This window comes from Ruegeria sp. CDSA141, from assembly GCF_059612005.1.
The window spans coordinates 359,489-382,816 of record NZ_JBXWPT010000002.1; the positions used below are offsets into that span (position 1 = coordinate 359,489).

Annotated in this window: 23 protein-coding genes; 19 read left to right on the forward strand and 4 right to left on the reverse strand. The window is 57.0% G+C overall.

Annotated features, from left to right (window positions below; all coding sequences use genetic code 11):
- Window positions 1-45: 45 nt before the first annotated feature.
- The 7 genes from argC to AC2FLP_RS05700 all read left to right on the forward strand — a co-directional run bounded on the left by argC (window position 46) and on the right by AC2FLP_RS05700 (window position 6,171).
- The gene (argC, locus tag AC2FLP_RS05670) at window positions 46-1,074 is read left to right on the forward strand and encodes an N-acetyl-gamma-glutamyl-phosphate reductase (RefSeq protein WP_496682093.1); all 1,029 of its coding nucleotides are present in this window, start codon (window positions 46-48) and stop codon (window positions 1,072-1,074) included.
- A 7-nt stretch (window positions 1,075-1,081) separates the two neighbouring features.
- The gene (gene ccmE, locus AC2FLP_RS05675; protein ID WP_299636146.1) at window positions 1,082-1,528 is read left to right on the forward strand and encodes a cytochrome c maturation protein CcmE; all 447 of its coding nucleotides are present in this window, start codon (window positions 1,082-1,084) and stop codon (window positions 1,526-1,528) included.
- Between the two features lie 118 nt (window positions 1,529-1,646).
- The gene (locus AC2FLP_RS05680) at window positions 1,647-2,258 is read left to right on the forward strand and encodes a holin-associated N-acetylmuramidase (protein WP_299896833.1); all 612 of its coding nucleotides are present in this window, start codon (window positions 1,647-1,649) and stop codon (window positions 2,256-2,258) included.
- Window positions 2,249-2,827 (forward strand): holin family protein, encoded by a 579-nt coding sequence (locus tag AC2FLP_RS05685; protein WP_299896836.1) that lies wholly within the window; start codon window positions 2,249-2,251, stop codon window positions 2,825-2,827. The genes AC2FLP_RS05680 and AC2FLP_RS05685 overlap by 10 nt, the downstream gene beginning before the upstream one ends.
- 75 nt (window positions 2,828-2,902) lie before the next feature.
- A complete protein-coding gene (locus tag AC2FLP_RS05690) occupies window positions 2,903-4,867 on the forward strand; it encodes a heme lyase CcmF/NrfE family subunit (protein ID WP_496682096.1) in 1,965 nt (654 codons plus the stop codon).
- Window positions 4,864-5,319 carry a cytochrome c-type biogenesis protein gene (locus tag AC2FLP_RS05695; protein WP_299636155.1) on the forward strand — a complete coding sequence of 152 codons (456 nt, stop codon included), beginning with the start codon at window positions 4,864-4,866 and terminating at the stop codon, window positions 5,317-5,319. The genes AC2FLP_RS05690 and AC2FLP_RS05695 overlap by 4 nt, the downstream gene beginning before the upstream one ends.
- Before the next feature lie 75 nt (window positions 5,320-5,394).
- The gene (locus tag AC2FLP_RS05700; protein ID WP_117869047.1) at window positions 5,395-6,171 is read left to right on the forward strand and encodes an enoyl-CoA hydratase-related protein; all 777 of its coding nucleotides are present in this window, start codon (window positions 5,395-5,397) and stop codon (window positions 6,169-6,171) included.
- A gap of 11 nt (window positions 6,172-6,182) precedes the next feature.
- On the opposite strand, the gene bmt is transcribed toward AC2FLP_RS05700, so the two are convergent.
- A complete protein-coding gene (bmt, locus tag AC2FLP_RS05705; protein WP_496682100.1) occupies window positions 6,183-7,196 on the reverse strand; it encodes a betaine--homocysteine S-methyltransferase in 1,014 nt (337 codons plus the stop codon).
- 119 nt (window positions 7,197-7,315) lie between these two features.
- Window positions 7,316-7,633: a DUF1476 domain-containing protein gene (locus AC2FLP_RS05710; protein ID WP_117869045.1), complete on the reverse strand. Its 318-nt coding sequence runs from the start codon at window positions 7,631-7,633 to the stop codon at window positions 7,316-7,318.
- A gap of 187 nt (window positions 7,634-7,820) precedes the next feature.
- Between AC2FLP_RS05710 and purC the strand changes: the two genes are divergently transcribed.
- The 8 genes from purC (at window position 7,821) to AC2FLP_RS05750 (ending at window position 17,993) form a co-directional block, all read left to right on the forward strand.
- Complete coding sequence (gene purC / locus AC2FLP_RS05715; protein WP_117869044.1) at window positions 7,821-8,576, forward strand: phosphoribosylaminoimidazolesuccinocarboxamide synthase; 756 nt, start codon at window positions 7,821-7,823, stop codon at window positions 8,574-8,576.
- 139 nt (window positions 8,577-8,715) lie between these two features.
- Window positions 8,716-9,381 carry a MarC family protein gene (locus AC2FLP_RS05720; protein WP_117869043.1) on the forward strand — a complete coding sequence of 222 codons (666 nt, stop codon included), beginning with the start codon at window positions 8,716-8,718 and terminating at the stop codon, window positions 9,379-9,381.
- A gap of 115 nt (window positions 9,382-9,496) precedes the next feature.
- Complete coding sequence (gene purS, locus AC2FLP_RS05725) at window positions 9,497-9,727, forward strand: phosphoribosylformylglycinamidine synthase subunit PurS (protein ID WP_117872765.1); 231 nt, start codon at window positions 9,497-9,499, stop codon at window positions 9,725-9,727.
- Window positions 9,728-9,731: 4 nt separating this feature from the next.
- The gene (locus AC2FLP_RS05730; protein ID WP_299636171.1) at window positions 9,732-10,775 is read left to right on the forward strand and encodes a zinc-dependent alcohol dehydrogenase family protein; all 1,044 of its coding nucleotides are present in this window, start codon (window positions 9,732-9,734) and stop codon (window positions 10,773-10,775) included.
- Window positions 10,776-10,786: 11 nt separating this feature from the next.
- On the forward strand, window positions 10,787-11,455 hold the full coding sequence (gene purQ, locus AC2FLP_RS05735; RefSeq protein WP_496682104.1) for a phosphoribosylformylglycinamidine synthase subunit PurQ: 669 nt from the start codon (window positions 10,787-10,789) through the stop codon (window positions 11,453-11,455).
- 36 nt (window positions 11,456-11,491) lie between these two features.
- Window positions 11,492-13,270 (forward strand): sensor histidine kinase, encoded by a 1,779-nt coding sequence (locus AC2FLP_RS05740; RefSeq protein ID WP_117869040.1) that lies wholly within the window; start codon window positions 11,492-11,494, stop codon window positions 13,268-13,270.
- Between the two features lie 12 nt (window positions 13,271-13,282).
- Window positions 13,283-14,617 carry a sigma-54-dependent transcriptional regulator gene (locus tag AC2FLP_RS05745; RefSeq protein ID WP_050603452.1) on the forward strand — a complete coding sequence of 445 codons (1,335 nt, stop codon included), beginning with the start codon at window positions 13,283-13,285 and terminating at the stop codon, window positions 14,615-14,617.
- Between the two features lie 508 nt (window positions 14,618-15,125).
- The gene (locus AC2FLP_RS05750) at window positions 15,126-17,993 is read left to right on the forward strand and encodes an Rne/Rng family ribonuclease (RefSeq protein ID WP_496682107.1); all 2,868 of its coding nucleotides are present in this window, start codon (window positions 15,126-15,128) and stop codon (window positions 17,991-17,993) included.
- A 48-nt stretch (window positions 17,994-18,041) separates the two neighbouring features.
- Here AC2FLP_RS05750 and AC2FLP_RS05755 read toward each other — a convergent pair whose 3' ends face one another.
- Entirely contained in the window at window positions 18,042-18,275 is a 234-nt protein-coding gene (locus AC2FLP_RS05755) for a sulfurtransferase TusA family protein (protein ID WP_117872764.1), read from the reverse strand.
- Window positions 18,276-18,381: 106 nt separating this feature from the next.
- On the opposite strand from AC2FLP_RS05755, the gene AC2FLP_RS05760 reads away from it, so the two are divergent.
- The 4 genes from AC2FLP_RS05760 (at window position 18,382) to AC2FLP_RS05775 (ending at window position 22,700) form a co-directional block, all read left to right on the forward strand.
- Complete coding sequence (locus AC2FLP_RS05760) at window positions 18,382-19,134, forward strand: cytochrome c biogenesis CcdA family protein (RefSeq protein WP_117869038.1); 753 nt, start codon at window positions 18,382-18,384, stop codon at window positions 19,132-19,134.
- A 62-nt stretch (window positions 19,135-19,196) separates the two neighbouring features.
- Window positions 19,197-20,399, forward strand: coding sequence for a hypothetical protein (locus AC2FLP_RS05765; protein ID WP_496682110.1), 1,203 nt, complete (start codon window positions 19,197-19,199; stop codon window positions 20,397-20,399).
- Window positions 20,396-21,745, forward strand: coding sequence for a cytochrome P450 (locus tag AC2FLP_RS05770; protein WP_496682112.1), 1,350 nt, complete (start codon window positions 20,396-20,398; stop codon window positions 21,743-21,745). The genes AC2FLP_RS05765 and AC2FLP_RS05770 overlap by 4 nt, the downstream gene beginning before the upstream one ends.
- 73 nt (window positions 21,746-21,818) lie before the next feature.
- Window positions 21,819-22,700 carry a fructose bisphosphate aldolase gene (locus AC2FLP_RS05775; protein ID WP_496682114.1) on the forward strand — a complete coding sequence of 294 codons (882 nt, stop codon included), beginning with the start codon at window positions 21,819-21,821 and terminating at the stop codon, window positions 22,698-22,700.
- A gap of 4 nt (window positions 22,701-22,704) precedes the next feature.
- Here the strand turns inward: AC2FLP_RS05775 and AC2FLP_RS05780 are convergent, their stop codons facing one another.
- Complete coding sequence (locus tag AC2FLP_RS05780) at window positions 22,705-23,307, reverse strand: DNA-3-methyladenine glycosylase I (RefSeq protein ID WP_299896873.1); 603 nt, start codon at window positions 23,305-23,307, stop codon at window positions 22,705-22,707.
- Window positions 23,308-23,328: the final 21 nt, after the last annotated feature.

A 23,328-nucleotide genomic window follows, 5' to 3' on the forward strand; every position in this document is an offset into this window, starting at 1 on the left:
CATCGTCGGTCGTAACATGTGACACACGTTGAGAAGAGGTCTGACATGACCCATAAAATCGCAATTCTGGGCGCCTCGGGCTATACCGGCGCGGAACTGGTGCGGCTGATCGCCGAACACCCGAACATGGATATCGTTGCGCTGGCCGCTGAACGGAAGGCGGGAATGACAATGGCGCAGGTTTTTCCCCATCTGCGCCACATGGACCTGCCGGATCTGTGCAAGATTTCCGAGATCGATTTTTCCCGGATCGATCTGTGTTTTTGTGCCCTCCCACACAAGACCAGTCAGGAAGTGATCAGTGCGCTGCCCAAGGATCTGAAGATCATCGACCTGTCTGCTGACTTCCGGCTGACTGACCCGGACGAATATGAAAAGTGGTACGGAAACCCGCATACCGCGCTCGAGCAGCAGGAAGAGGCCGTTTATGGCCTGACCGAGTTCTATCGCGACGAAATTCGGGACGCGCGACTGGTGGCGGGCACGGGGTGCAATGCGGCAACCGGGCAATACCTTCTTCGGCCGCTGATTTCTGCCGGAGTGATTGATCTGGACGATATCGTGCTGGATCTGAAATGCGCTGTTTCCGGGGCAGGGCGGTCGCTGAAAGAAAACCTGCTGCACGCTGAACTGAGCGAGGGCGCCAATGCCTATGCCGTCGGCGGGACCCACAGGCATCTGGGCGAATTCGATCAGGAGTTTTCCAAACTGGCCGGGCGTACGGTTCATGTGCAGTTCACACCGCACCTTATCCCTGCTAACAGGGGCATTCTGGCCACGACATACGTAAAAGGCGACCCGCTGAGCATCTATGAAACGCTTGCAAAGGCGTACGCGGACGAGCCTTTCATTCAGATGCTGCCAATGGGCGAGACACCGTCGACCCACCATGTGCGCGGGTCCAACTTCTGTCATGTCGGTGTTGTGGCAGATCGGATCGAACGGCGCGCGATCGTGATCGCGGCGCTGGATAACCTGACAAAAGGTAGCAGCGGCCAAGCCTTGCAGAACGCCAACCTGATGTTAGGTGAGATTGAAACCCAAGGCCTGATGATGGCTCCGTTATTCCCGTGAGGATGGTATGAAAACGCTCAAGAAACGTCGCCGAGTACAAGTCATTCTGGTAGCTGTCGTTGCCTTGGTGGCGTCGACGGCGTTGATTGGGTATGCCATGCGCGATGGGATCAACTTTTTCCGCTCGCCAAGCCAGGTGATTGCCGAACCACCCAAACCGACCGAGGTCTTTCGGATTGGCGGCCTGGTCGAAGAAGGTTCGATCATCCGTGGGCAGGGTGAAACCGTGCGCTTTGTCGTTACCGATGGCGGCGAAAGCGTCAAGGTTTCTTTTACCGGCGTCCTGCCTGACCTGTTCTCTGAAAATCAGGGTATGGTGGGCACCGGAAGCTACGTGAACGGCGTGTTTGAAGCCACTGAAATTCTTGCAAAACATGACGAGACTTACATGCCTAAGGAAGTCGTGGACGCGTTGAAGGAACAGGGTGTATACAAAGAGGCCGAAGACAGCTGATCCAACCGGATTTCGTATTGAGGGCGTTGCGCGCGGGATGCGGGCAGCGCCCTTAATCATTCGAGCTTGTTAATCCTTTTTCAGGATCGTCAGCGCCATTCAACGAAATGAGGGCGCCATGCAAACGGTTCGGCAGATTGCCAAAGAAATTGTGCATCGGGAAGGCGGGTTCGTAAGCGACCCGGACGATCCGGGCGGGACAACCAAGTTTGGTGTCACGATCCATACTATGCGCAGGTTTGGATTGGATCTGACCGGGGATGGGCTGGTTGACGAAATGGACGTTCGGGCGCTTACTCGGCGCGAGGCAGTCGATATCTTTGTTCAGCACTACTTTGAAAAACCGCGTATCGCGCTGCTGCCAGAGGTTCTGCATGCTTCTGTCTTCGATATGTGTGTGAATGCGGGTGCACAGGCGGTGAAAATTCTGCAACGGCTATTGCGTGAAATGGGATTTGAAGTTGTGGCAGATGGCGTGATCGGCCTGCAAACGGCGCAGGCGTGCGAAGAGGCGGCACAGCCTGATCCCATTGCGCTGCGCGATGCGTACGGCGTGGCTCGGCGGAACTATTACTTTCGGCTCGCCGACAAACGCCCGGCATCCAGAAAATACGCGCGCACCCGGTCCGGGGGCAAAGGAGGCTGGATCAAGAGGGCCGAAGAGTTTCTGTCGCCGCGCTATCGTTTGTCAGTAAGTGAATTCAACGAAAGGGTTTCGGCATGGGGCTGATTTCGGGAGTATTGGCGCTGTTGTTCGGGGGCGGTCGCAACGCTGTGCGTGAAACGGTTGAAATATACCGGGAAAACGCTGAGTCTCGTGCTCAGAGAACAACAGAGTTGCAAAGCCAGGCCATGATGCAGTTTGGCGGAGAGTTTCAGGTTGCTGAGAAAGGCCTGTTCGACCGCGTCATGGATGGTGTCAACCGGTTGCCGCGCCCGGCTTTGGCACTTGGAACGCTGGGATTGTTCGTTGCCGCAATGGTAAATCCACTGTGGTTTGCCGAACGTATGCAGGGCATTGCACTGGTGCCGGAACCTCTTTGGTGGTTGCTGGGCGTGATTGTGTCTTTCTATTTCGGTGCGCGCCATCAGATCAAAATGCAGGATTTTCAGCGGGATATAGGTGCAGCGATGCAGCGCTTGCCGACGGTCATGGGAAACATAGAAACGGTACGGGCCATGCGCAGCGACAGTCCGGGCGTCGCCGACCCTGGCCCCGATGCCAACCTGATACAGAACGCCTCACATCTCGACGCGAACCCTGCACTGAACGATTGGCGCAGGCTTCGGGGGCGCTGACCCGCGACACTATGTGCCCCCGGATCATGCGAAAGTTAATGGCCCCCGGTTCGGCCTCGGAGTATATTCCGGGACATGATTACAGAGCTCGGCCACTTCGCCCTTATCCTCGCCTTTTTCGTTGCCATCGTGCAAAGCGTGGTGCCTTTGATCGGCGCTTCAAAAAACTGGACCGGCTGGATGGCGTTTGCAGAGCCTGCTGCCATCGTCCAGTTCCTGCTAACTGCGTTTTCCTTCGGTGCGCTGATCTGGGCTTTCATAATGTCGGATTTTTCGCTGCGGATCGTGGTCGAAAACAGTCACTCAGCAAAGCCTATGCTTTACAAGATCAGCGGGACGTGGGGGAACCACGAGGGGTCGATGCTGCTGTGGGTGCTGATTGTCACTCTGTTCGGAGCGATGGCAGCTTTCTTCGGGGGCGGGTTGCCACCAAGCCTGAAGGCGCGTGTGCTGGCGGTACAATCATCCATCGCAGTCGCGTTTTTCGCATTCATTCTGTTAACTTCGAACCCGTTTGACCGGCTGGCAATAGCACCATTCGACGGTCGCGATCTGAACCCTCTCCTGCAGGATCCCGGTTTGGCTTTCCACCCGCCATTTCTGTATCTCGGCTATGTGGGTCTGAGCATGGCTTTCAGCTTTGCCATCGCGGCACTGATCGAAGGGCGTATCGATGCGGCCTGGGGGCGATGGGTTCGCCCATGGACGCTGGCTGCCTGGGTCTTTCTGACCATAGGTATCGCACTGGGTTCCTGGTGGGCCTATTATGAGCTGGGCTGGGGCGGTTTCTGGTTCTGGGACCCGGTTGAAAACGCTTCGTTCATGCCATGGCTTCTGGCGGCGGCGCTGCTGCATTCCGCAATCGTTGTGGAAAAGCGCGAGGCGCTGAAAAGCTGGACCATCCTGCTGGCGATCATTGCATTCGGGTTTTCGTTGATCGGGACATTCATCGTTCGTTCAGGGCTGCTGACGTCGGTTCACGCCTTCGCCAATGATCCCGAGCGTGGTGTCTTTATTCTGTTCATTCTGGTGATCTTTATCGGTGGCGCGCTGACCTTGTTTGCAGCACGGGCGCAGGCGATGGAGGCCAAGGGCGTCTTCGGCATGGTCAGCCGTGAAAGCGCGCTGATCGTGAACAACGTGTTGTTGGCGGTCAGTTGTTTCGTGGTTTTTGTCGGCACCATGTGGCCGATGTTGGCCGAGATGATGTTTGATCGAAAGCTCTCGGTTGGGGCTCCGTTTTTCAATGCTGCTTTTTCACCGTTCATGGTGCTGCTGGGATTGATTCTGCCGATTGGATCAATGCTGCCGTGGAAACGCGGGCGGATTGGAAAGACAGCTTGGTCCCTGCGTTATGCCTTTGGTCTGGCTCTGGCGATTTCCCTGTTGGTTTGGGCGATGCAGACCGGGCGCAGCGCTTTGGGGCCAGTGGGTCTGTTCCTTGGGGCGTGGATTACGTTTGGCGCCACAGTTGATTTGTGGAGCCGTACCGGTCGCAACGGCAGTCTGAAGCGCTTGTTCCGTCTGCCGGGCGCGGATTGGGGCAAAGCCGTCGCTCATACCGGACTGGGGGTCACTATCTTTGCCATTGCCGGCCTGACGGCGTGGGAGGACGAGGATATTCGCGTCGCTCAGCTCAAACAACCTTTCGAAGTCGGGCAGTTCACACTGACGCTGCAAGACGTCCGTCGGGTTGAGGGGCCGAACTATTTCTCGACCACGGCGGATGTTCTGATTGAAAAGAATGGCCGCCCGATCGGGACATTGCATCCCGAAAAACGGGATTACCCCGTTGCGCGAATGCCCACGACAGAAGCCGCCATCGATTATCGTTTCCTTGGGGATCTCTATGTCGTGATCGGCGATCAACAGGCAGATGGCGGCTGGGTCATGCGAACCTATATCAAGCCGCTGGCAAACTGGATCTGGGGTGGATGTATCCTGATGGCGCTCGGCGGTGTCCTGAGCCTGTGTGACAGGCGGTTCCGCGTGGCCGCAGGTGCCAGAAAGACCCCGGTTGGCGGAGTACCTGCAGAATGAAACGCCTTGTTCTGATTCTGATGATGCTCGCATCACCTGTCTTTGCGGTTCAGCCTGACGAAGTACTGGATGATCCTGTTCTGGAACAACGGGCACGCGACCTCAGCGCCGGATTGCGTTGCCTTGTGTGTCGCAATGAAAGCATTGACGAAAGCAACGCAGATCTGGCCCGAGACCTGCGTCTGCTGCTGCGGGAACGGTTGGTCGCAGGGGATACGGACGAACAGGCCATCGCGTTTATCGTAGATCGGTTTGGCGAATACGTCCTTCTGAAGCCGACCACCAGCGGCTCGAACCTGCTTTTGTGGTTGGCAGGGCCCATCATGCTGTTGATCGCTGCAGCGGTTGGGCTGAACTTTCTCCGAGCCCGGGCCAAGGCTCATGCTTCGGTTGACTCCGCGGCGTTGAGCGACGACGAAAAAGAACGTCTGCGTCAAATTCTTGAAGACTGACGCGTGGTTCCGCTTTTCCCGTTCCGTCAGGGCCAGTAAGTGTGCAAAAACACGTGGCGCGACGGGAGGGTTTTCATGAATTACGAAACGGTTGCTTTGGATATTACAGACAGTCTGGCAGTTCTGACACTGAACAGGCCGGACAAGATGAACGCACTGACCACTCAGATGCGGGCAGAGATTACTCACGCCATGAAAGACGCAGCGGTCAAGGCCCGCTGTATAGTTATCACCGGTGCTGGTCCTGCGTTTTGTTCGGGGCAGGACCTGGGTGATGCGTCGTCAACCGGCAAGATCGATCTGGAACGGTCGTTGCGCGATGAATATGAACCGATGTTGGACACCATCCACAATTGCCCGGTGCCCACGATTGCCGCGGTTAACGGACCGGCAGCCGGGGCAGGCGCGAACCTCGCCCTCTGTGCCGACGTGGTAATTGCGACGGAAAGCGCCTATTTCCTGCAGGCATTTGCACGTATCGGCCTGCTTCCTGATGCTGGGGGAACATGGTTCATGCCTCGCCAGATGGGGCTGGCCAAAGCAATGGGCGCGGCCTTGTTTGCAGACAAGATCACTGCAAAGCAGGCGGATGAATGGGGCATGATCTGGGAAGCCGTGCCGGATGACGTATTTGTCGACCATTGGCGCAAAAGGGCAGAGTATCTGGCGAAAGGTCCCACGGCGGCCTATGACGCGATCAAGCGGGCCATTCGCGGAACCTATGAAAACACCCTGCAACAGCAGCTTGAGACCGAGGCGCACCTGCAAGGCAAATGTGGCCGCTCCAGAGATTTCGCCGAAGGCGTGGTGGCCTTTATGGAAAAACGCCCTCCGAAATTCGAAGGGCGCTGATCAGGCTGGTATCATGCGCGGCGGCGGCGGCGTGTGCGGCGTTCCGGTGTCGCATCGTCATCCGTCCCGTCCGAGGCGGATGTAAACGAACCCAGAGCATCAGCAATCTGATCGAGAGTCGGGCGTTCGCCACGAGGCGTGGTGTCCAACGCCTCACGCATCTTGCGCAGGTGATCGGGCATGGTTCCGCAGCACCCGCCAATGATCGTCGCGCCGGCATCCCGCGCCATGGCGGCATACTGCCCCATCAGCTCGGGCGTGCCGTCATAGTGGATGTGACCATCCACGTATTTCGGAATGCCTGCGTTGCCCTTCGAGATCAGTGGGCGCTCAGTCCCTTGCGCGGCAAAACCCAGAACGGTGCGCAGAATGTCAGATGCGCCAGTGCCGCAATTGGCGCCAAACGCGATAGGCGGATTCGGCAAGGTTTCGACCAGTTGGGCCAGATCGGCTGATGTCACACCCATCATCGTGCGACCGGCCGTGTCAAAGCTCATCGTGCCGCACCAGGGCATGTCGGTCAGGGCAAAGGCTTCGGCAGCGGCGCGGAACTCTTCGGGTGCGCTGATGGTTTCCACCCACAGAACATCCACGCCACCTTCTTTCAGCGCTTCAGCCTGTTCGTGGAACATTTCCACTGCTTCGGCGTGCGACAGGCTGCCGACCGGTTCCATGATTTCTCCGGTTGGACCGACCGATCCTGCAACAATGACAGGTCGTCCGGCTTTGTCGGCGACTTCACGTCCCAGCTCTGCACCGATGCGGTTCAACTCTCCCACGCGATTTTGCGCGTCGTGCAGTTTCAGCCGTGCCGATGTGCCGCCGAATGTGTTGGTCAGGAACAGGTCGCTGCCTGCATCAACCGAACCCTGATACAGCGCCCGGATCTTGTCCGGAGCATCCACGTTCCAAAGTTCAGGAGCGTCACCAGACTGCAGGCCCATGTTGAACAGGTTCGTCCCTGTTGCACCATCGGCCAGAATGGCGTCATTGGTTTCCAGAAGCTTGCTCAGCGCGTTTGTCATAGGGTTGTTCCAGAAAAAGGCGCAAAACGCCGTTAAAAAGAGACGCCCCGTGTCTCATGACCAAGGCGTCAAATCAAATTCATAAAACTCATGAAGATCATGAGTCAGGCACCTGAGGCTCAGCCTTTCTCGCTCAGGACCTGCGCCTTGGCTTCCGGCAGAAGATCGGCCATTTTTGCGCGGATTTCGTCGTCCGAGGACAGGTTTCCGAGATCGCCCGAAACCTTGCGTACGACATCTTCGTGTCCGGCTTCCTCAAAGTCTGAAATTACAACCGTCCTTGCATATTCCTCTGCATCTGCACCAGTTTTACCAAGCTTTTCTGCGGCCCACAGACCCAGAAGTTTGTTGCAGCGGGCCTGCGCCTTGAACTGCATCTCTTCATCATGGGCAAACTTGGCTTCAAAGGCGTTTTCGCGTTCGTCGAACGTGGTCATAGGGTAAGGACCTCTTGGGTTACATCTTGTTTCCTGATGATATGACTATACGACGTCCCATACGCAAGGGATTTGCGCTGCGTCAAAGCCTCTCGGGTACATGAACTTGCGGGAAATGGGTGCTTGGACTATGAGGACGCCAACGTGAGGGGACTCAATCCCTCTGTGCAGAGTGGAAAGGTCGCTTATGGCGCGTCGCAAGAAAATCTACGAAGGCAAGGCCAAGATTCTGTACGAAGGCCCTGAACCGGGCACGATCGTTCAGTATTTCAAAGATGACGCTACTGCCTTCAACGCGGAAAAGAAGGACGTGATCGACGGTAAGGGGGTGCTCAACAATCGCCTGTCCGAGTTCTTCATGACCGGCCTGACCCAGATCGGCATCCCGAACCACTTCATTCGCCGCCTGAACATGCGTGAGCAGTTGGTTCGCAACTGCGAAATCGTTCCGCTGGAAGTGATCGTGCGCAACTATGCCGCCGGATCGATGTCCAAGCGTCTGGGTATTGCAGAAGGCACCCAACTGCCCCGACCGATCGTCGAGTATTGCTACAAGGACGACTCGCTGGGTGACCCGCTTGTCACCGAAGAACACATTGCCGCTTTTGGCTGGGCCAGCCAGCAGGACATGGACGATATCCTCAGCCTCGCCCTGCGGGTGAACGACTTCATGAGTGGTGTGATGCTGGCGGTGGGCATCCGTCTGGTGGACTTCAAGATCGAGATCGGACGCGTGTTCGAAGGCGACTATCAGCGCCTGATCGTTGCTGATGAAATCAGCCCCGACAGCTGCCGCCTGTGGGATATCGAAACTGGCCAGAAACTGGACAAGGACGTCTTCCGCCGCGATTTGGGCAGTTTGACCGACGCTTATTCCGAAGTTGCACGCCGACTGGGCGTCCTGCCCAGCAACAATGTCACCAAACCGACGCTGATCAACTAAGCAGGGCTGGATCGGAACCTCGCCAAAGCGCCGCGGCTGTGTTTGCGGCGCTTTTTCGTTGGCGGTTGAATTTGACAGCCTCCCGTTTCCTGAGCATGTTTGCCCCGTGCAGTCACAAAAGGTTCAGGATGGGTGTCAAATGGCTGAACTGTTTGATCAGACGGTGTTTCTGAAGTTTCTGGCAGCCGTGCTTGCAATCTTCAATCCGCTGTACAATATCCCGATCTTTCTGAGCATGACCAAGAACTGTACTGCGGCCGAACGGCGGCATGTTGCGGTCGTTGTTACGATTTCGGTTACTGTCATTGCGCTGACCGCGGTTGTGATCGGGGAAGAAGTGCTCGGGGTGTTCGGTATTGATGTGCCGTCTTTTCGGATTGCTGGCGGGATCATCATTTTCGGAATCGGGATGTCGATGTTGAAGGCCGAGGACAGGCCGCCGGGCGATCAGGCTGCGATGGACGACGGGCATGAGCGCAAATTGAATTTCGCCGTCGTACCGCTGGCCATTCCTCTGACCATCGGGCCGGGCACGATTGCCATTACGATTGTTTTTTCGCACCAACTCTCTAACGGCGCCGAAATCTTGACGCTGGGTTCGGCGATCCTGATTGCCTGCGCGATCGTGGGGCTGGGTTTGTTGTTCGCAGATCAGATCTCGCGCCTGTTGGGTGAGACAATGATCAATGTCCTGACCCGGATCATGGCAATCCTGCTGGTCGCCGTCGCGGTCGAGATGGTTCTAACGGGCACGTTCCATGCAATTGATGCGCATTATCCGGGATTGGTCAAAGAAAGCGGATAGTTGGATTGCTGCGGCAAACTGCTTTGCAAACAGGGTTGTCGAATGCCATTTGGCGCGCTATCCCCCGCGCAACGAAATGGGCCGCAGATTGCGGCCCGCAGGTGGAGTTGCCAAAATGAAAGCACGGGTTCATGTGATGCTCAAGAACGGGGTGCTGGACCCGCAGGGCGAAGCAGTTCGGCACGCATTGGGTGCAATGGGCTTTGATCAGGTCGAAGGTGTGCGTCAGGGCAAGGTGATCGACCTTGAACTGGCCGACGGCGCGACCGAAGCAGATGTGACCGAGATGTGCGAAAAGCTGTTGGCCAACACGGTTATCGAACGCTACGAGATCGAACTGGTCTGATTGAATGCGGGCCGCGCGTCTGATCACCTCCCGTCAGCCGCTTGAGGTAACGACGATCCCGGATCCCGCACCTGCGGAAGACGGCGTGATCGTGCGGGTGCTGGCCTGCGGCGTGTGCCGGTCAGACTGGCACGCGTGGTCTGGTTCGGATCCGGACGTCGTCTTGCCCATCACTCCCGGGCATGAATATTGCGGAGAGGTGGTCTCAGTCGGCGCGCGCGTCACCCGGTGGCGTGTCGGGGATCGGGTGATCGCACCTTTCATTCTGGCTTGCGGCCGGTGTCCCGATTGCGCGCAGGGTCATCAGACGATCTGCCCCGATCAGGTTGTACCGGGGTTCACCTGTGACGGCGCTTTTGCGGAATACATAGCGGTGGCGCATGCCGATGCGAACCTGACGTCATTGCCGGACAGTATTGCGCCGGAAACCGCGGCCGCGTTGGGGTGTCGGGTGACGACAGCCTGGCAGGCTCTGGTCGGTCGGGCAAAGGTTCAGGGTGGTGAATGGATCGCTGTCTTCGGCGGCGGCGGAGTAGGGATATCCACGCTTCTTTTGGGTAAGGCGCTTGGCGCTCGTGTCGTGGTTGTCGATATCACGGATGATAAACTGAACTATGCCAAGGCTCTGGGCGCTGACGCGGCGGTCAATGCGGCTACCTGCGATGCGCCGCAGGCGGTGAAGGATCTCACCGGTGGCGGTGCTCATGTTGCGATTGAGGCGCTTGGCGTTGAAGTGACGACCGTTTCAGCAATGCGATCCCTGCGTAAAATGGGGCGCATGGTGCAGATCGGGATGCCTGCCGGGGACCACACTCAGATGGCGTTGCCGATGGATGTTCTTTATTCCGGTCAACTTTCTGTCTTCGGAACGCGTGGAATGCCAAGCTGGCGCTATCCCTCTTTGTTGTCGCTGATCGCAGGCGGCGGAGTTGACCTGAGCCCATTGGTCACGCGAAAAATATCTCTGAACCAGGTGAGCACAGAGCTTGCCGCCTTTGACCATTCAACTCCTCCGGGTGTTGCGGTCGTCACCGATTTTGTCTCGTAGGAGGGCCCGCCATGCGCGCAGCCGTAATCGTATTCCCCGGATCAAACTGTGACCGAGACCTCGCGGTCGCTTTCGAGCAGGCCGGTTTTCAGGTCGACATGGTCTGGCACAAAGATGCCGCGCTGCCGGAAGGCATTGATATCGTGGGCGTTCCAGGTGGTTTTTCCTATGGCGACTATTTGCGCTGTGGTGCAATTGCCGCGAAATCTCCGATCTGCAAGGCCGTGGTCAATCACACCGAACGTGGCGGTTACGCCTTGGGGATTTGCAACGGATTTCAGGTTCTCACGGAAACGGGTATCCTGCCAGGGGCACTGTTGCGAAATGCCGGGTTGAAATACATCTGCAAGACCGTGGGCCTGAAAGTCGCAACCAGCGACAGTGTTTTTACCGGCGGCTACAATGCGGGCGACGTGATCGGTATTCCGATCGCGCATCACGACGGCAACTATTTCGCAGATGACGCGACGCTGGCGGCGTTGAGGGGTCAGGACAGGATCGCATTCACCTATACCGAGAACCCCAACGGTTCGGTCGGTGATATCGCGGGGATCCTTTCCGAAAACCGTCGTGTTCTGGGTATGATGCCGCACCCCGAACGCGCGGCGGACCAAGGGCATGGCGGCACCGACGGGGCGGCGCTGTTCCGCGCATTGTCAGGTGTGTTTCAAGCGGCGTGACTTGAGGTCACGCGCGCCCACGCGTAACGTCTGACCATGAACTCGGACGTGCGATCAGGCTGGTCAAAACTGCTGAAACCGTTTCGCGGCGCCCCATTGGGATGGCGACTGCGGCTGGCTGTTCTGGTTTTGATGGTGGCGACAATTGCAACGGTTTGGGTCACCAACCGTCTGCTGACTGACAGGTTCACCGAATCCACACGCAATCGGGCCGAGCTGCGCCTTGCGCTGTATTCCGGTAATTTGCTGAGCGAATTGCGGCGCAATTCCATCGTGCCGCAATTGCTGGCGCGGGACCCGACCCTGATTTCGGCGTTGCAATCCAGGGACTATTCGCTGTCGACGCAGCGATTGATCTCTTTCGTCGAAGAAATCGGTGCGGCGTCGCTGAGGTTGTTGGATGGTGACGGACGAACGGTTGCAGCGACAGATCGGAGTAAACTGGGCGAGGCACACAGGAACACATCGTATTTCGTGGACGCGATCCGGTCAAATGCGACAATCTTTTCCGTCATTCCCAAGGAATCCGGCGGGTACAGCTTTGTCTACTCACGGCGACTTGAAAACAGCGCTGAAATACTGGGCGTAATTGTTGTCGAAGTCGATCTGCAAAAGTTTGAACAGGCCTGGGCCGGTATTTCTGATGCGGTGATGGTTACAGACAGCACCGGAACCATCATCTTGTCTACTGAGCCGCGCTGGCGAGGTCTAGATGAGGGCTCGGCCCTGCTGCGTCAGCCACCCCAAGGGGCCATCCAGCGGGCCATTCGCGCAACGACCGATTGGACAGCTTTGCCACCCGACGCCTACCTGCAAGGCGAGGCGGTAATGCGTCTGGAAACGCGCATTCCCTTCCGCGGCTGGCAAATGACGTCATTCACGACCTATGCCTCGATCCGCGAGAAAGTGAACAGCGTTCTGGCGCTCGAGATCATGGGCTTTGCGATTCTTCTGGCGCTGGCGTTCTACGCGCTGAGCCGACGCGCGACGTTGCGCATGACCCTGTTTCAGCGCGAGTCGGCAGAGCTTCGCGCATTGAACGCCCGGCTACAGCGGGAAATCGCTGAACGTGAACGGGTTGAAAAGACGTTGGATTTGGCTGAACAGACCCTTGCCCAAAGCTCGAAACTGGCGGCATTGGGTGAGATGTCAGCCGCAGTCAGTCACGAGCTGAATCAACCGCTGGCTGCAATGAAAACCTATCTGGCCGGTGCCCGTTTGCTGTTGCGTCGAAACCGGCCTGAAGAAGCGCTGGCAAGTTTCGGCCGCATCGATGGTCTGATCGAACGGATGGGGGCGATTACGCGGCAGCTCAAATCTTACGCCCGCAAGGGGGCGGACGCGTTTTCACCTGTAAACCTTGGCGAAGCACTGGCCTCAGCCTTGTCGATGATGGAACCGCAGTTGCGCCAGCGCCATGTCAAGATCACTCAGATCCTGCCTGAAGAACCGGTGATGGTGATGGGGGACCGGATGCGGATCGAGCAGGTTATGGTCAACCTCTTGAGAAACGCGCTGGACGCCACCAAATCAATGGCAGAGCCAGATGTGGAAATCATCCTGGCGGCGGGTGATACGGCTGTACTGACGGTGCGCGACAACGGGCATGGGATCGAGAATATCGAGAACCTGTTCGAGCCGTTCTATACCACCAAACAACCCGGAGATGGAGTTGGGCTGGGGCTTGCCATCTCGTCAGGGATCGTGAACGACCATGGGGGACGGTTGACTGCGCGCAACGGCCAATACGGCGGTGCGGTGTTTGAAATGCAGTTGCCAGCACTGGGAAGCGACGGCCTCGAGGCCGCGGAATAACGAGGAATGACTATGGCACAGGCCATGAAAATTGCCATTGTGGATGACGAACAGGACATGCGCCAGTCAATCAGCCAATGGCTTGCTTTGTCCGGATATGACACGGAAACCTTTGCCAGCGCGGAAGATGCGCTCAAGGTTCTGGGTCCGGATTATCCAGGGATCGTAATCTCGGATATCAAGATGCCGGGTATGGATGGCATTCAGCTTCTGAAAAAGCTGATGGGAGCCGACAGTACCCTGCCGGTGATCATGATCACCGGTCACGGTGATGTCCCGATGGCGGTTGAGGCGATGCGGGTTGGCGCGTTTGATTTCCTTGAAAAACCGTTCAATCCAGACCGTATGTCTGAGCTGGCCAAACGCGCCAGCAATGCGCGCCGACTGACACTGGACAACCGTGCGCTGCGGCGCGAGCTGTCCGGTGGCACGCAGATCATGAACAAGCTGATCGGTGCCAGCCCGGTTATGGAGCGGCTGCGTGAGGATATTTTGGATCTCGGCCAGGCCGACGGTCATGTGTTGATCGACGGAGAAACCGGAACCGGGAAAACCCTTGTAGCACACGCGCTTCATGCTGTTGGCAGCCGTGCAGGCAAGAAATTTGTCCTTGTATCCTGTGCTGCGCTTGAAGAAGACGCACTGGCCAAGCGTCTCTTTGGTCCGATGATGCCCGAGGATGCGCAACTGCCTGCCATCGAAGAGGCGCGGGGCGGGACGCTGGTTCTGGAAGATGTCGAAGCGTTGAGCGATACGTTGCAGGCCAAGCTGTTGAGCGTGATGAACGAGCAAGGCACACCTGCGGAGACTCGGATCGTTGCCATCTCGAACTTGCAGGAGGCGGGCAAGACGTCGGAAGACGTGCTGCGCCCAGATCTGTTCTATCGCCTGGCGGCGCTGCGCATCACCATGCCACCGTTGCGCCAGCGTGGGGAAGATATCCTGACCCTGTTCACCCGTCTCAGTGAGCAGTTTGCCGAGGAATATGGTTGCGATGCACCTCAGGTGAGCGCGCAGGAGGCGGCGCAGTTGTTGCAGGCCCCCTGGCCGGGCAATGTGCGTCAGTTGATCAATATTGCCGAACGGGCGGTGCTTCAGTCGCGTCGTGGGTCAGGCACGATCGCGTCGCTTTTGATGTCGGATCATGAGGAAATGCAGCCGGTGATGACGACCGAAGGCAAGCCGTTGAAAGAATATGTCGAAGCGTTCGAGCGAATGCTGATCGACAACACGATGCGCAGGCACAAGGGCTCGATTGCGTCTGTCATGGATGAGCTGTGCCTCCCGCGTCGGACGCTGAACGAAAAGATGGCGAAATACGGCCTCCAGCGTTCGGATTATCTTTAAGCGATGCGATCGGGGGCTCTGCCCCCGTCGCCTATGACGCCTCCCCCGAGATATTTTTGGCCAGATGAAGTGGATCCGTCACGCTGGTTGGGTGATGGAATGCAGTTTGCCCATTGTCTTTTCCACAGGGTTGCTTTTATTGTGTCCGAACGGGCCGGGTGTATTTGACGCCTACAAGTCCCGAATCTTTGAGTTTCGCTGCTGATCCGTTGGTGAGGATCAAGACCTCGCGGTTCAGCAGACCGATTGTGCCTCGATAGGGGCAGTAGAGTACCTGAGCCCGGAACATCTGGGCGAAAGGAATAAATGGGCAGGCTGCGTTCAGACGCGCCTGTCGGAGAAGAACCGCGATGACGCGCGCGCAACGATTGAGAGAACGGGCAGGGGGCCAAAGCGCCAGACCCTGCCGCGCGCCGTCCGATATCGCCCTGACAAGACACCTCCCCAAAAGCGCCTGTCCGCCTGGACAGGTCAGGACAACGCGTTTGGCGCGGTGCACCAAGGACACATGGCTAAGAAAATGCTTATCGATGCCACCCACGCGGAAGAAACCCGCGTCGTGGTGGTGGACGGAAACAAGGTCGAGGAGTTCGATTTTGAGTCCGAAAACAAACGCCAGCTTGCTGGCAACATCTATCTTGCAAAAGTAACACGGGTTGAGCCGTCACTGCAGGCGGCTTTTGTGGATTATGGCGGGAACCGGCATGGTTTCCTGGCGTTTTCCGAAATTCATCCGGACTATTACCAGATCCCCGTTGCTGACCGCGAGGCGCTGATGGAGGAAGAGCGCGCCTATGCCGAGGCAATGAAGGCGCGCGATGAGGCTGAAGAGGCCAAACCCAAGAAGCGGCGTTCCCGGACACGTTCAAAGGCCGCGGATGTGAAATCCGACGATCCGGTCGAATCGATGGAGGTGTCGACGGAACCATCCGGCATGGAAACCATTGATTTGGATGAGGGTGACGATTCCAACGGAGACGTGCCCGAGGGTACCTCGCCGATGGAAGTCGTCGCTGAAACTCCGGTAGAGGAGCCAGATGGTGACGACGCGCTGGCGGCCGAAGAAGCGGCTGTAGCCGCATCGGATGAGGACGCGTTAGACGTTGCCGAGGTTGTCACGGAACAGGCTGTCGAGGCGTCGGAAAACGACGCAGACGAACAAGCCAAAGAGGCTGTGGAACCCGAAGAAGCAGTTCAATCGGAAGGGGATGAAACCCAATCTGAATCGGAGCAAACAGAAGAACCTGTTGACGCTACTGAGGATCAACAGGACTCCGATGAGGACGGCAACGATACGCTGAACGCTGACGCTGCTTCAAAAGACGCTTCGATTGAAACGGTAGCTGATGAGGATGACAGCGAAGACATTCGTCCGCCGCGCAAACCGCGCCCGCGTCGCTACAAGATACAGGAAGTCATCAAAGTACGTCAGGTCCTGCTGGTTCAGGTCGTCAAGGAAGAGCGTGGCAACAAGGGTGCCGCTCTGACCACGTATTTGTCGCTGGCCGGTCGCTATTGCGTTTTGATGCCGAACACGGCGCGCGGCGGCGGCATCAGCCGTAAGATCACCAATGCGCCGGACCGTAAAAAACTGAAAGAGATTGCTGCGGAAATTGATGTGCCTACCGGGGCTGGTCTGATCATTCGGACTGCAGGGGCCAAACGCACCAAATCCGAGATCAAGCGCGACTATGAGTACCTGCAGCGCATGTGGGAACAGATCCGCGAACTGACGCTGAAATCCATTGCGCCCGCGAAAATCTATGAGGAAGGCGACCTGATCAAACGGTCGATCCGTGATCTTTATAACCGCGATATCGACGAGGTTCTGGTTGAAGGCGAGGGCGGATACCGCATCGCCAAGGATTTCATGAAGATGATCATGCCGTCTCACGCCAAGAACGTGAAACGGTATGAGGATGCGCTGCCGCTGTTCGCGCGCTATCAGGTGGAAAGCTATCTGGCGGGGATGTTCAACCCGACCGTACAGTTGAAATCCGGTGGCTATATCGTGATCGGCGTGACTGAAGCACTGGTGGCGATCGACGTGAACTCGGGCCGTGCCACGAAGGAAGGGTCGATCGAGGAAACCGCACTCAAGACCAACCTTGAGGCTGCAGAGGAGGTTGCACGGCAGTTGCGTCTGCGCGATCTGGCCGGTCTTATCGTGATCGACTTCATCGATATGGATGAGCGCAAGAATAATGCGGCCGTTGAAAAGCGTATGAAAGAGCGGTTGAAAACCGACCGTGCGCGCATCCAAGTGGGTCGTATTTCGGGCTTTGGCTTGATGGAAATGAGCCGTCAGCGCCTGCGCCCCGGTATGATCGAGGCAACGACACAGCCTTGCCCTGCGTGTCATGGCACCGGCCTGATCCGCTCGGACGACAACATGGCTTTGTCTATCCTGCGTCAAATTGAAGAAGAAGGTACCCGTCGACGTTCGCGCGAAGTGTTAGTACGCTGCCCGGTTAGCATCGCCAACTTCCTTATGAACCAGAAACGGGAACATATTGCGCAGATTGAGGCGCGGTACGGCCTGTCGGTAAGGATCGAAGGGGATATCCATCTGGTCAGCCCGGAATTCTCGATGGAGAAATTCAAGACGGCCAGCAGGATCGTTCCCGAGGCCACGGCGCCTGTCGTGTCGGTCGATGCGTCGCTGATGGATCTTGTCGATTCCTCTGACGAGGAAGAGGCTGAAGAGGAAATCGCTCAGACCGAAGAAGAGACAAAACCCAAGCGCAAACGCCGTCGCCGCCGCCGCAAAAAGGGCTCGGGCAATGGCGACACGCAGGAGCAGAGCGCGGAAGAGGACGAAACGCCTGCACAAGAAGACGCAGAGAGCGATGCTTCTGACGTTGAAAATGCTGAATCGGCTGAAGCTGAAGCTTCGGAGGAAGAGAAGCCTGCCAAGCCCAAGCGCAAACGTGCTCCACGTCGTCGTAAGAAAGACGTAACAGCGGAAGAAGCTACAAATCAGTCTGAAGAAACAACTGCCATTGCGGTTGAAGCTGTTGCAGAAGAATCAGCGACCGAAGAAGCTCGCGAGAGCATTGAGGGTGAAGGCGTTGAGGTCTCAGCGGATCAGGTTGAGGTGACCGCTGAATCTGTCGAAGCGGAACCTGATTCGTCGTTGCCAACAGAGCAATCTGTAAACGGCACGGATATGGCGCATGCGGCGGAACAGACCGATGAGTCAGAAGAGCCATCTATGGAATCTGTGGAAGCATCCGAGGTAAAAGATGCCGACGATCCCGTCGATGACGCGCCAGTAGCAGCTACGCCCGAGCCGGTGCTGGAAGCCGTCGCGGAAGAACCTGACCCTGTATCAACTAAGCCTAAACGGCGCGGTTGGTGGTCGCTGGGAAGTTGACAAAAAAGGCGGGCTGACAGGCCCGCCTTTTTTTGACCTCACGAAAGGTCAGCAGGATTTCCGGATCAGATAAATCTGATGCGCGCCGTCAAGGTCTTGCGAAAGTAGCGTGTGTCCGGCCTCGGCACAAAAATGTGGGACATCCACTATGGCCGCAGGATCATCGGCCAGTACCCGCAGAACAGCACCTTCAGGCATAGACTTCAGTCGTTTACGGGCTTTCAGGACGGGCAACGGGCACAACAGGCCCAAGGCGTCCAGGGTATCTGTAATCTCTGACATGATTATCGGGATAGGGTGAAGTTGTAATATTGTCCAGATTTCGAGCACGAGGATGTGACTGTTTGGCCCCGTGACGGATCGTTCTTCATCACATATGTGCAGAAACATGTTCGGAATCGAAATCATAGACGCGGGACTTCTGCCCGCCATGTTCGTCGCGCTTCTGGGTGGTTTGATCAGCTTTCTGTCGCCCTGCGTATTGCCCATCGTACCGCCTTACCTGGCGTATATGAGCGGCGTCACCATACATGAGATGCAGGACGAGGCGCGCGCGCGGCGCAAGGCAACCATGTCGGCCCTGTTCTTTGTCATGGGCCTGTCGACCGTCTTTTTGCTGCTTGGATTTACCGCATCGGCCTTTGGCGCGTTTGTGCTGCAAAATCAGGTGCTATTTGCCAAGTTATCCGGAGCCGTTGTTATTGTCTTCGGTCTGCACTTCCTGAATGTTTTCCGGATTCCTTTTCTGGATCGCGAAGCACGGATTGAAACCGGTGATTCCGGTGGTTCGGTCTTTGGTGCCTATATCCTTGGCCTTGCTTTTGCATTCGGCTGGACTCCGTGCATTGGGCCACAACTGGGGGCGATCCTGTCACTGGCTGCCAACGAAGCCTCGGTTGCACGAGGCACGCTTTTGCTGGGTGTTTACGCTGCGGGTTTGGGTATTCCGTTCTTGTTGGCAGCCATGTTCCTGAATCGCTCTATGACCGTGATGAACCGGATCAAACCGTATATGGGCACGATCGAGAAGGTCATGGGCGGCCTGCTGTTGTTTGTCGGAATAATGCTGATCACGGGTCTTTTCACCCGCTTTAGCTGGTGGCTGCTGGAAACCTTCCCGGCGCTGGCAAATTTCGGTTGAGCACCTGACCCTCTTACCTTGACCTCAAGCCTGCGTTAACCTGCGCGTCAGAAGGTGAGGGCATGAGCAGTCACACAAATCAGCCGCAGGTGCGCAGACGTCGGGTGTTCTATATACCCGGCTACGATCCTATGCCGCCCCGGCGGTATCGAGAGTTGTATCGCACCGAGTCTCAGAAACAGGCCCGGATCTCGGGGTACAAGATCGCAATCGCCCCAAAGACGACAGGCGAGCGTTTTGGGTGGCGTGTGACCTCGGAACAAGATGGCCAGACCGTTGAAACTGAGTTCGAGGTTCTGGTGTGGTCCGACATCGTGCGCGACAGCATGTCGGTCTCGATTCCGGCGACCTATTGGCAATTGGCGCGCACGGCCTGGATCTACATTTCAACCGGCACATTGTGGCGTCTGATGCGCCTCCGTAAGGGGCCGGTGATCGCGGCGTTGTATCCAGTAGGTATGTTGGTGTCCCAGTTGCTGATTGCGCTTGCGGTAGCATGGGCATGCACAGCCATGGCAGGTTGGTGGGGGCTGTTCCCGGGAGCGGCCGCAGCCGTTGCGCTGTTGTTATGGTTTCGCAAGGTCGACAACCGGCTGTTTGCTTACTACCTGATGCATGATTACGCTTATTCTGCACAGTTGAAGGGAAAAACTCCTGCCAAGCTGCATGACAGGTTGGCTGCGTTTCGAGAAACGATCGAAGCTGCGCTTAAGTCCGATGTGGATGAAGTGCTGGTCGTAGGCCACAGCTCGGGCGCGCATATGGGAACGTCTGTTCTGGCTGAACTGATCCGAAAAACGAACGTGCAGGAGCGGCGGGCAGCACTGTCTTTCCTCAGTTTGGGGCAGGTTGTTCCGATGGTTTCATTTCTGCCTCAGGCATATGAGTTGCGGTCCGATCTGCAATTCCTGTCCACGCGGTCTGAACTCACCTGGGTCGATGTCTCTGCCCCCGGAGACGGCTGCGCCTTTGCTCTTTGCGATCCGGTTGCGGTCACGGGGGTTGCGCCCTCTGACAAGCGTTGGCCGCTGGTCCTGTCGGCGGCCTTTACGCAAACGTTGTCGCCGGAACGTTGGAAGGCGTTGCGATGGCGGTTTTTTCGCCTGCACTTTCAGTACCTTTGCGCGTTCGACAAGCCGGGAAGCTATGACTATTTCCGGATAACGGCTGGTCCTTTGACGCTGAAGCAAAGGTTTGCGGATCGTGAGGCTTCGCGCAGCCGCATCGAGACGCCTGTGTCCAAGTTCACCGCGGTACGCCCATGACCCCGCCCAAGCCAGAACCGCGCCCTGATAAGGTTTCTTTGCTGCGCTATTTGAAACTGTTCAGACATGACCTGCTGTCGGCCCAGCCAGCCCGGCTGTATCGCGCGTGGATGGCCGAATTCAAAACTCCGTTCTTCCGGTCGTTCATGATCAATCAACCGGACCTGATTCAAACGGTCCTCAAGAAGCGACCTGACGATTTCCCGAAATCTGGCAGGATCAGCGAAGGCCTGCGGCCGTTGCTTGGCAATTCGGTATTTCTGACCAATGGTGAGACTTGGAAACGACAGCGGAGGATTATCGATCCGGCGTTCGAAGGCGGGCGGTTGAAGGATACATTTCCTGCCATGCTGGCTGCTGCCGAGGCGTGCGTGGAACGGTTGCGACCTCACGTCGGCGGACAAATCGAATTTGAAGAACAGACAAGCCATGCGGCGGCGGACGTCATATTCCGCACCTTGTTTTCCGTTCCTATCGAACACGTTATTGCCAGTCAGGTGTTTGACAAGTTTCGGGCCTATCAGCGTGAGCAACCTTTGCTGAATCTCGCGGCCTTTGTTCCGTTGCCAAAGTGGCTGCCCCGGTTCCATTCCAAGGCGACGAAACAAAACGCGCGGGATATCAGGGCGCTGATTGCGGAACTCACCGGAACACGCGCAAAGGCCATCAAGGACGGAACGGCACCGGATGATCTGGCGACCAAGATCATGACAACGGCTGATCCCGAAACCGGACAGTTCTTCGACCCCGAGGAAATGGTTGATCAGGTAGCGATCTTTTTTCTTGCCGGGCATGAAACCAGTGCGTCCGCCCTGGCCTGGACGCTGTACTTGATGGCCCTTTACCCGGAATGGCAACAGAAAGTTGCAGATGAAGCCGCTGTTCTGGATGAGCCTTCATTTGTCTCTGTTTCAAAACTCAGGATCAGCCGGGAAGTGTTTCGCGAAGCGCTACGCCTTTATCCTCCGGTGCCCATGATGGTCCGCGAGGCCACGTGCCCCGAACGGTTCCGTAACAGGGATGTGCCGGTTGGCGCGCAAATCGTGATCAGCCCCTGGCATTTGCACCGTCAGGAGCGTTTGTGGGACAATCCGGACGGTTTTGATCCTATGCGTTGGGGCACGGAAAACGGCAAGCGCTGCCAGCGCGACGCCTACATTCCGTTCTCTGCGGGCCCTCGAGTGTGCACCGGGGCCGGGTTTGCAATGGTCGAAGGGCCGCTGATCCTGTCGATGCTCTTGCGCCGTTTCCGGTTCGAAACAATCCCGGGAAAAACACCTGTTCCGGTCGCACATCTGACGGTTCGATCTAAAGATGGCATATGGTTACGCCTGTTTGAGCGCTAACAACCTACCATCGGTTCACGCCCTGTTGTATGCGGGGAAGAACATCGGAATCATCATTGAACGGGAAAACAATATGTCCAAAGCAGAACAGCGCGCGCAGATGATCAACGGCACGGGCTTTATCGCGGCACTGGATCAAAGCGGCGGATCAACCCCGAAAGCGCTTGCGTTGTATGGTGTCGAGGCATCTGACTACAGCTCAGACGAAGAGATGTTCGGTGAAATCCAGAAGATGCGTGCCCGCATCATTCTGGCCGACGACTTCACCAAGGACAAAGTGATTGGCGCAATCCTGTTCGAACGTACGCTGGGGGAAGAGATCGAAGGTCGCAAGGTTGCCGACTACCTGTGGTCTGTCGAAGGTATCGTGCCTTTCCTGAAGATCGACAAAGGCCTGGAAGAACAGGCAAACGGCGTCCAGGTGATGAAACCGATCCCCGGTCTGGCCGAGACCCTGGCCAAGGCCGATGGTGTGTTCGGCACCAAGGAACGCTCTGTCATTCACGAAGCGAATGCCGACGGCATCGCGGCGGTGGTTGCCCAACAGTTCGACGTTGCCCGCGAAGTCACCGATGCCGGTATGGTTCCGATCGTGGAACCCGAAGTTAACATCCATTCGCAAACCAAGGCCGAGGCAGAAGAAATCCTGAAGGCGGAAATCCTCAAAAACCTCGATCAACTGGCCGAGGGTCAGGAAGTGATGCTGAAGCTGACGATCCCGACAAAGGCAAACCTGTATGACGCGCTGGCAGACCACCCGCGGGTATTGCGTGTTGTGGCCTTGTCGGGCGGTTATTCGACGGAACAAGCCTGCGACCTGTTGGGTCAGAACGGCAAGATGATCGCATCCTTCTCGCGGGCTTTGACCGAAGGTCTGTCGAAGCAGCAGTCAGATGCCGAATTCAACGCGGCTCTGGGTGGTAACATCGACAAGATTTACAAAGCCTCGGTCTGATCCGTCAGGCAGGTTTGGTGAAAGAGCGGCGCATCTGTGCCGCTTTTTTTCTGCCGATGCAGCCCTCGGCGTGGTCATTGACCAGGCCCATGGCCTGCATGAACGCAAACACGGTTGTGGGGCCAACAAACTTCCACCCCCGTTTCTTGAGATCCTTTGACATGGCTACAGACTCGGGAGATGTGGATGCTGTTTGCGGTGGCGGCGGCGTTTTAGCTTCATAACGCCAGACATAGGCCGCCAGAGACCCTTCCTCGGCCACCAACTCCTGCGCGCAACGCGCATTGTTGATCACTGCTTCAATCTTGCCGCGATGACGGATGATCCCGGCGTCCTGTAGCAGGCGTTCCACATCTGCATCAGAAAACGCAGCCATCTTGTTGAAATCAAATCCGCAGAAGGCTTTCCTGAAGTTTTCGCGCTTGTTCAGGATTGTCCGCCAGCTGAGGCCTGACTGAAAGCTCTCGAGGCACAGTTTTTCAAACAACCGTTGGTCTTCGCCAACAGGGTAGCCCCATTCATTGTCGTGATACTCAAAGAACTCGGGCGCGGCCTGACACCATGCGCACCTTTGCTGACCATCCGGGCCGGTAATGGTGTTGCTCATGAATGTACCTCTTTTGTTCTC

What these genes read in the sequence shown, in the direction of transcription:
- argC (WP_496682093.1), top strand. Translation starts at nt 46, where the DNA reads ATGACCCATAAAATCGCAATTCTGGGCGCCTCGGGCTATACCGGCGCG.
- ccmE (WP_299636146.1), top strand. Translation starts at nt 1,082, where the DNA reads ATGAAAACGCTCAAGAAACGTCGCCGAGTACAAGTCATTCTGGTAGCT.
- AC2FLP_RS05680 (WP_299896833.1), top strand. Translation starts at nt 1,647, where the DNA reads ATGCAAACGGTTCGGCAGATTGCCAAAGAAATTGTGCATCGGGAAGGC.
- AC2FLP_RS05685 (WP_299896836.1), top strand. Translation starts at nt 2,249, where the DNA reads ATGGGGCTGATTTCGGGAGTATTGGCGCTGTTGTTCGGGGGCGGTCGC.
- AC2FLP_RS05690 (WP_496682096.1), top strand. Translation starts at nt 2,903, where the DNA reads ATGATTACAGAGCTCGGCCACTTCGCCCTTATCCTCGCCTTTTTCGTT.
- AC2FLP_RS05695 (WP_299636155.1), top strand. Translation starts at nt 4,864, where the DNA reads ATGAAACGCCTTGTTCTGATTCTGATGATGCTCGCATCACCTGTCTTT.
- AC2FLP_RS05700 (WP_117869047.1), top strand. Translation starts at nt 5,395, where the DNA reads ATGAATTACGAAACGGTTGCTTTGGATATTACAGACAGTCTGGCAGTT.
- bmt (WP_496682100.1), bottom strand. Translation starts at nt 7,196, where the DNA reads ATGACAAACGCGCTGAGCAAGCTTCTGGAAACCAATGACGCCATTCTG.
- AC2FLP_RS05710 (WP_117869045.1), bottom strand. Translation starts at nt 7,633, where the DNA reads ATGACCACGTTCGACGAACGCGAAAACGCCTTTGAAGCCAAGTTTGCC.
- purC (WP_117869044.1), top strand. Translation starts at nt 7,821, where the DNA reads ATGGCGCGTCGCAAGAAAATCTACGAAGGCAAGGCCAAGATTCTGTAC.
- AC2FLP_RS05720 (WP_117869043.1), top strand. Translation starts at nt 8,716, where the DNA reads ATGGCTGAACTGTTTGATCAGACGGTGTTTCTGAAGTTTCTGGCAGCC.
- purS (WP_117872765.1), top strand. Translation starts at nt 9,497, where the DNA reads ATGAAAGCACGGGTTCATGTGATGCTCAAGAACGGGGTGCTGGACCCG.
- AC2FLP_RS05730 (WP_299636171.1), top strand. Translation starts at nt 9,732, where the DNA reads ATGCGGGCCGCGCGTCTGATCACCTCCCGTCAGCCGCTTGAGGTAACG.
- purQ (WP_496682104.1), top strand. Translation starts at nt 10,787, where the DNA reads ATGCGCGCAGCCGTAATCGTATTCCCCGGATCAAACTGTGACCGAGAC.
- AC2FLP_RS05740 (WP_117869040.1), top strand. Translation starts at nt 11,492, where the DNA reads ATGAACTCGGACGTGCGATCAGGCTGGTCAAAACTGCTGAAACCGTTT.
- AC2FLP_RS05745 (WP_050603452.1), top strand. Translation starts at nt 13,283, where the DNA reads ATGGCACAGGCCATGAAAATTGCCATTGTGGATGACGAACAGGACATG.
- AC2FLP_RS05750 (WP_496682107.1), top strand. Translation starts at nt 15,126, where the DNA reads ATGGCTAAGAAAATGCTTATCGATGCCACCCACGCGGAAGAAACCCGC.
- AC2FLP_RS05755 (WP_117872764.1), bottom strand. Translation starts at nt 18,275, where the DNA reads ATGTCAGAGATTACAGATACCCTGGACGCCTTGGGCCTGTTGTGCCCG.
- AC2FLP_RS05760 (WP_117869038.1), top strand. Translation starts at nt 18,382, where the DNA reads ATGTTCGGAATCGAAATCATAGACGCGGGACTTCTGCCCGCCATGTTC.
- AC2FLP_RS05765 (WP_496682110.1), top strand. Translation starts at nt 19,197, where the DNA reads ATGAGCAGTCACACAAATCAGCCGCAGGTGCGCAGACGTCGGGTGTTC.
- AC2FLP_RS05770 (WP_496682112.1), top strand. Translation starts at nt 20,396, where the DNA reads ATGACCCCGCCCAAGCCAGAACCGCGCCCTGATAAGGTTTCTTTGCTG.
- AC2FLP_RS05775 (WP_496682114.1), top strand. Translation starts at nt 21,819, where the DNA reads ATGTCCAAAGCAGAACAGCGCGCGCAGATGATCAACGGCACGGGCTTT.
- AC2FLP_RS05780 (WP_299896873.1), bottom strand. Translation starts at nt 23,307, where the DNA reads ATGAGCAACACCATTACCGGCCCGGATGGTCAGCAAAGGTGCGCATGG.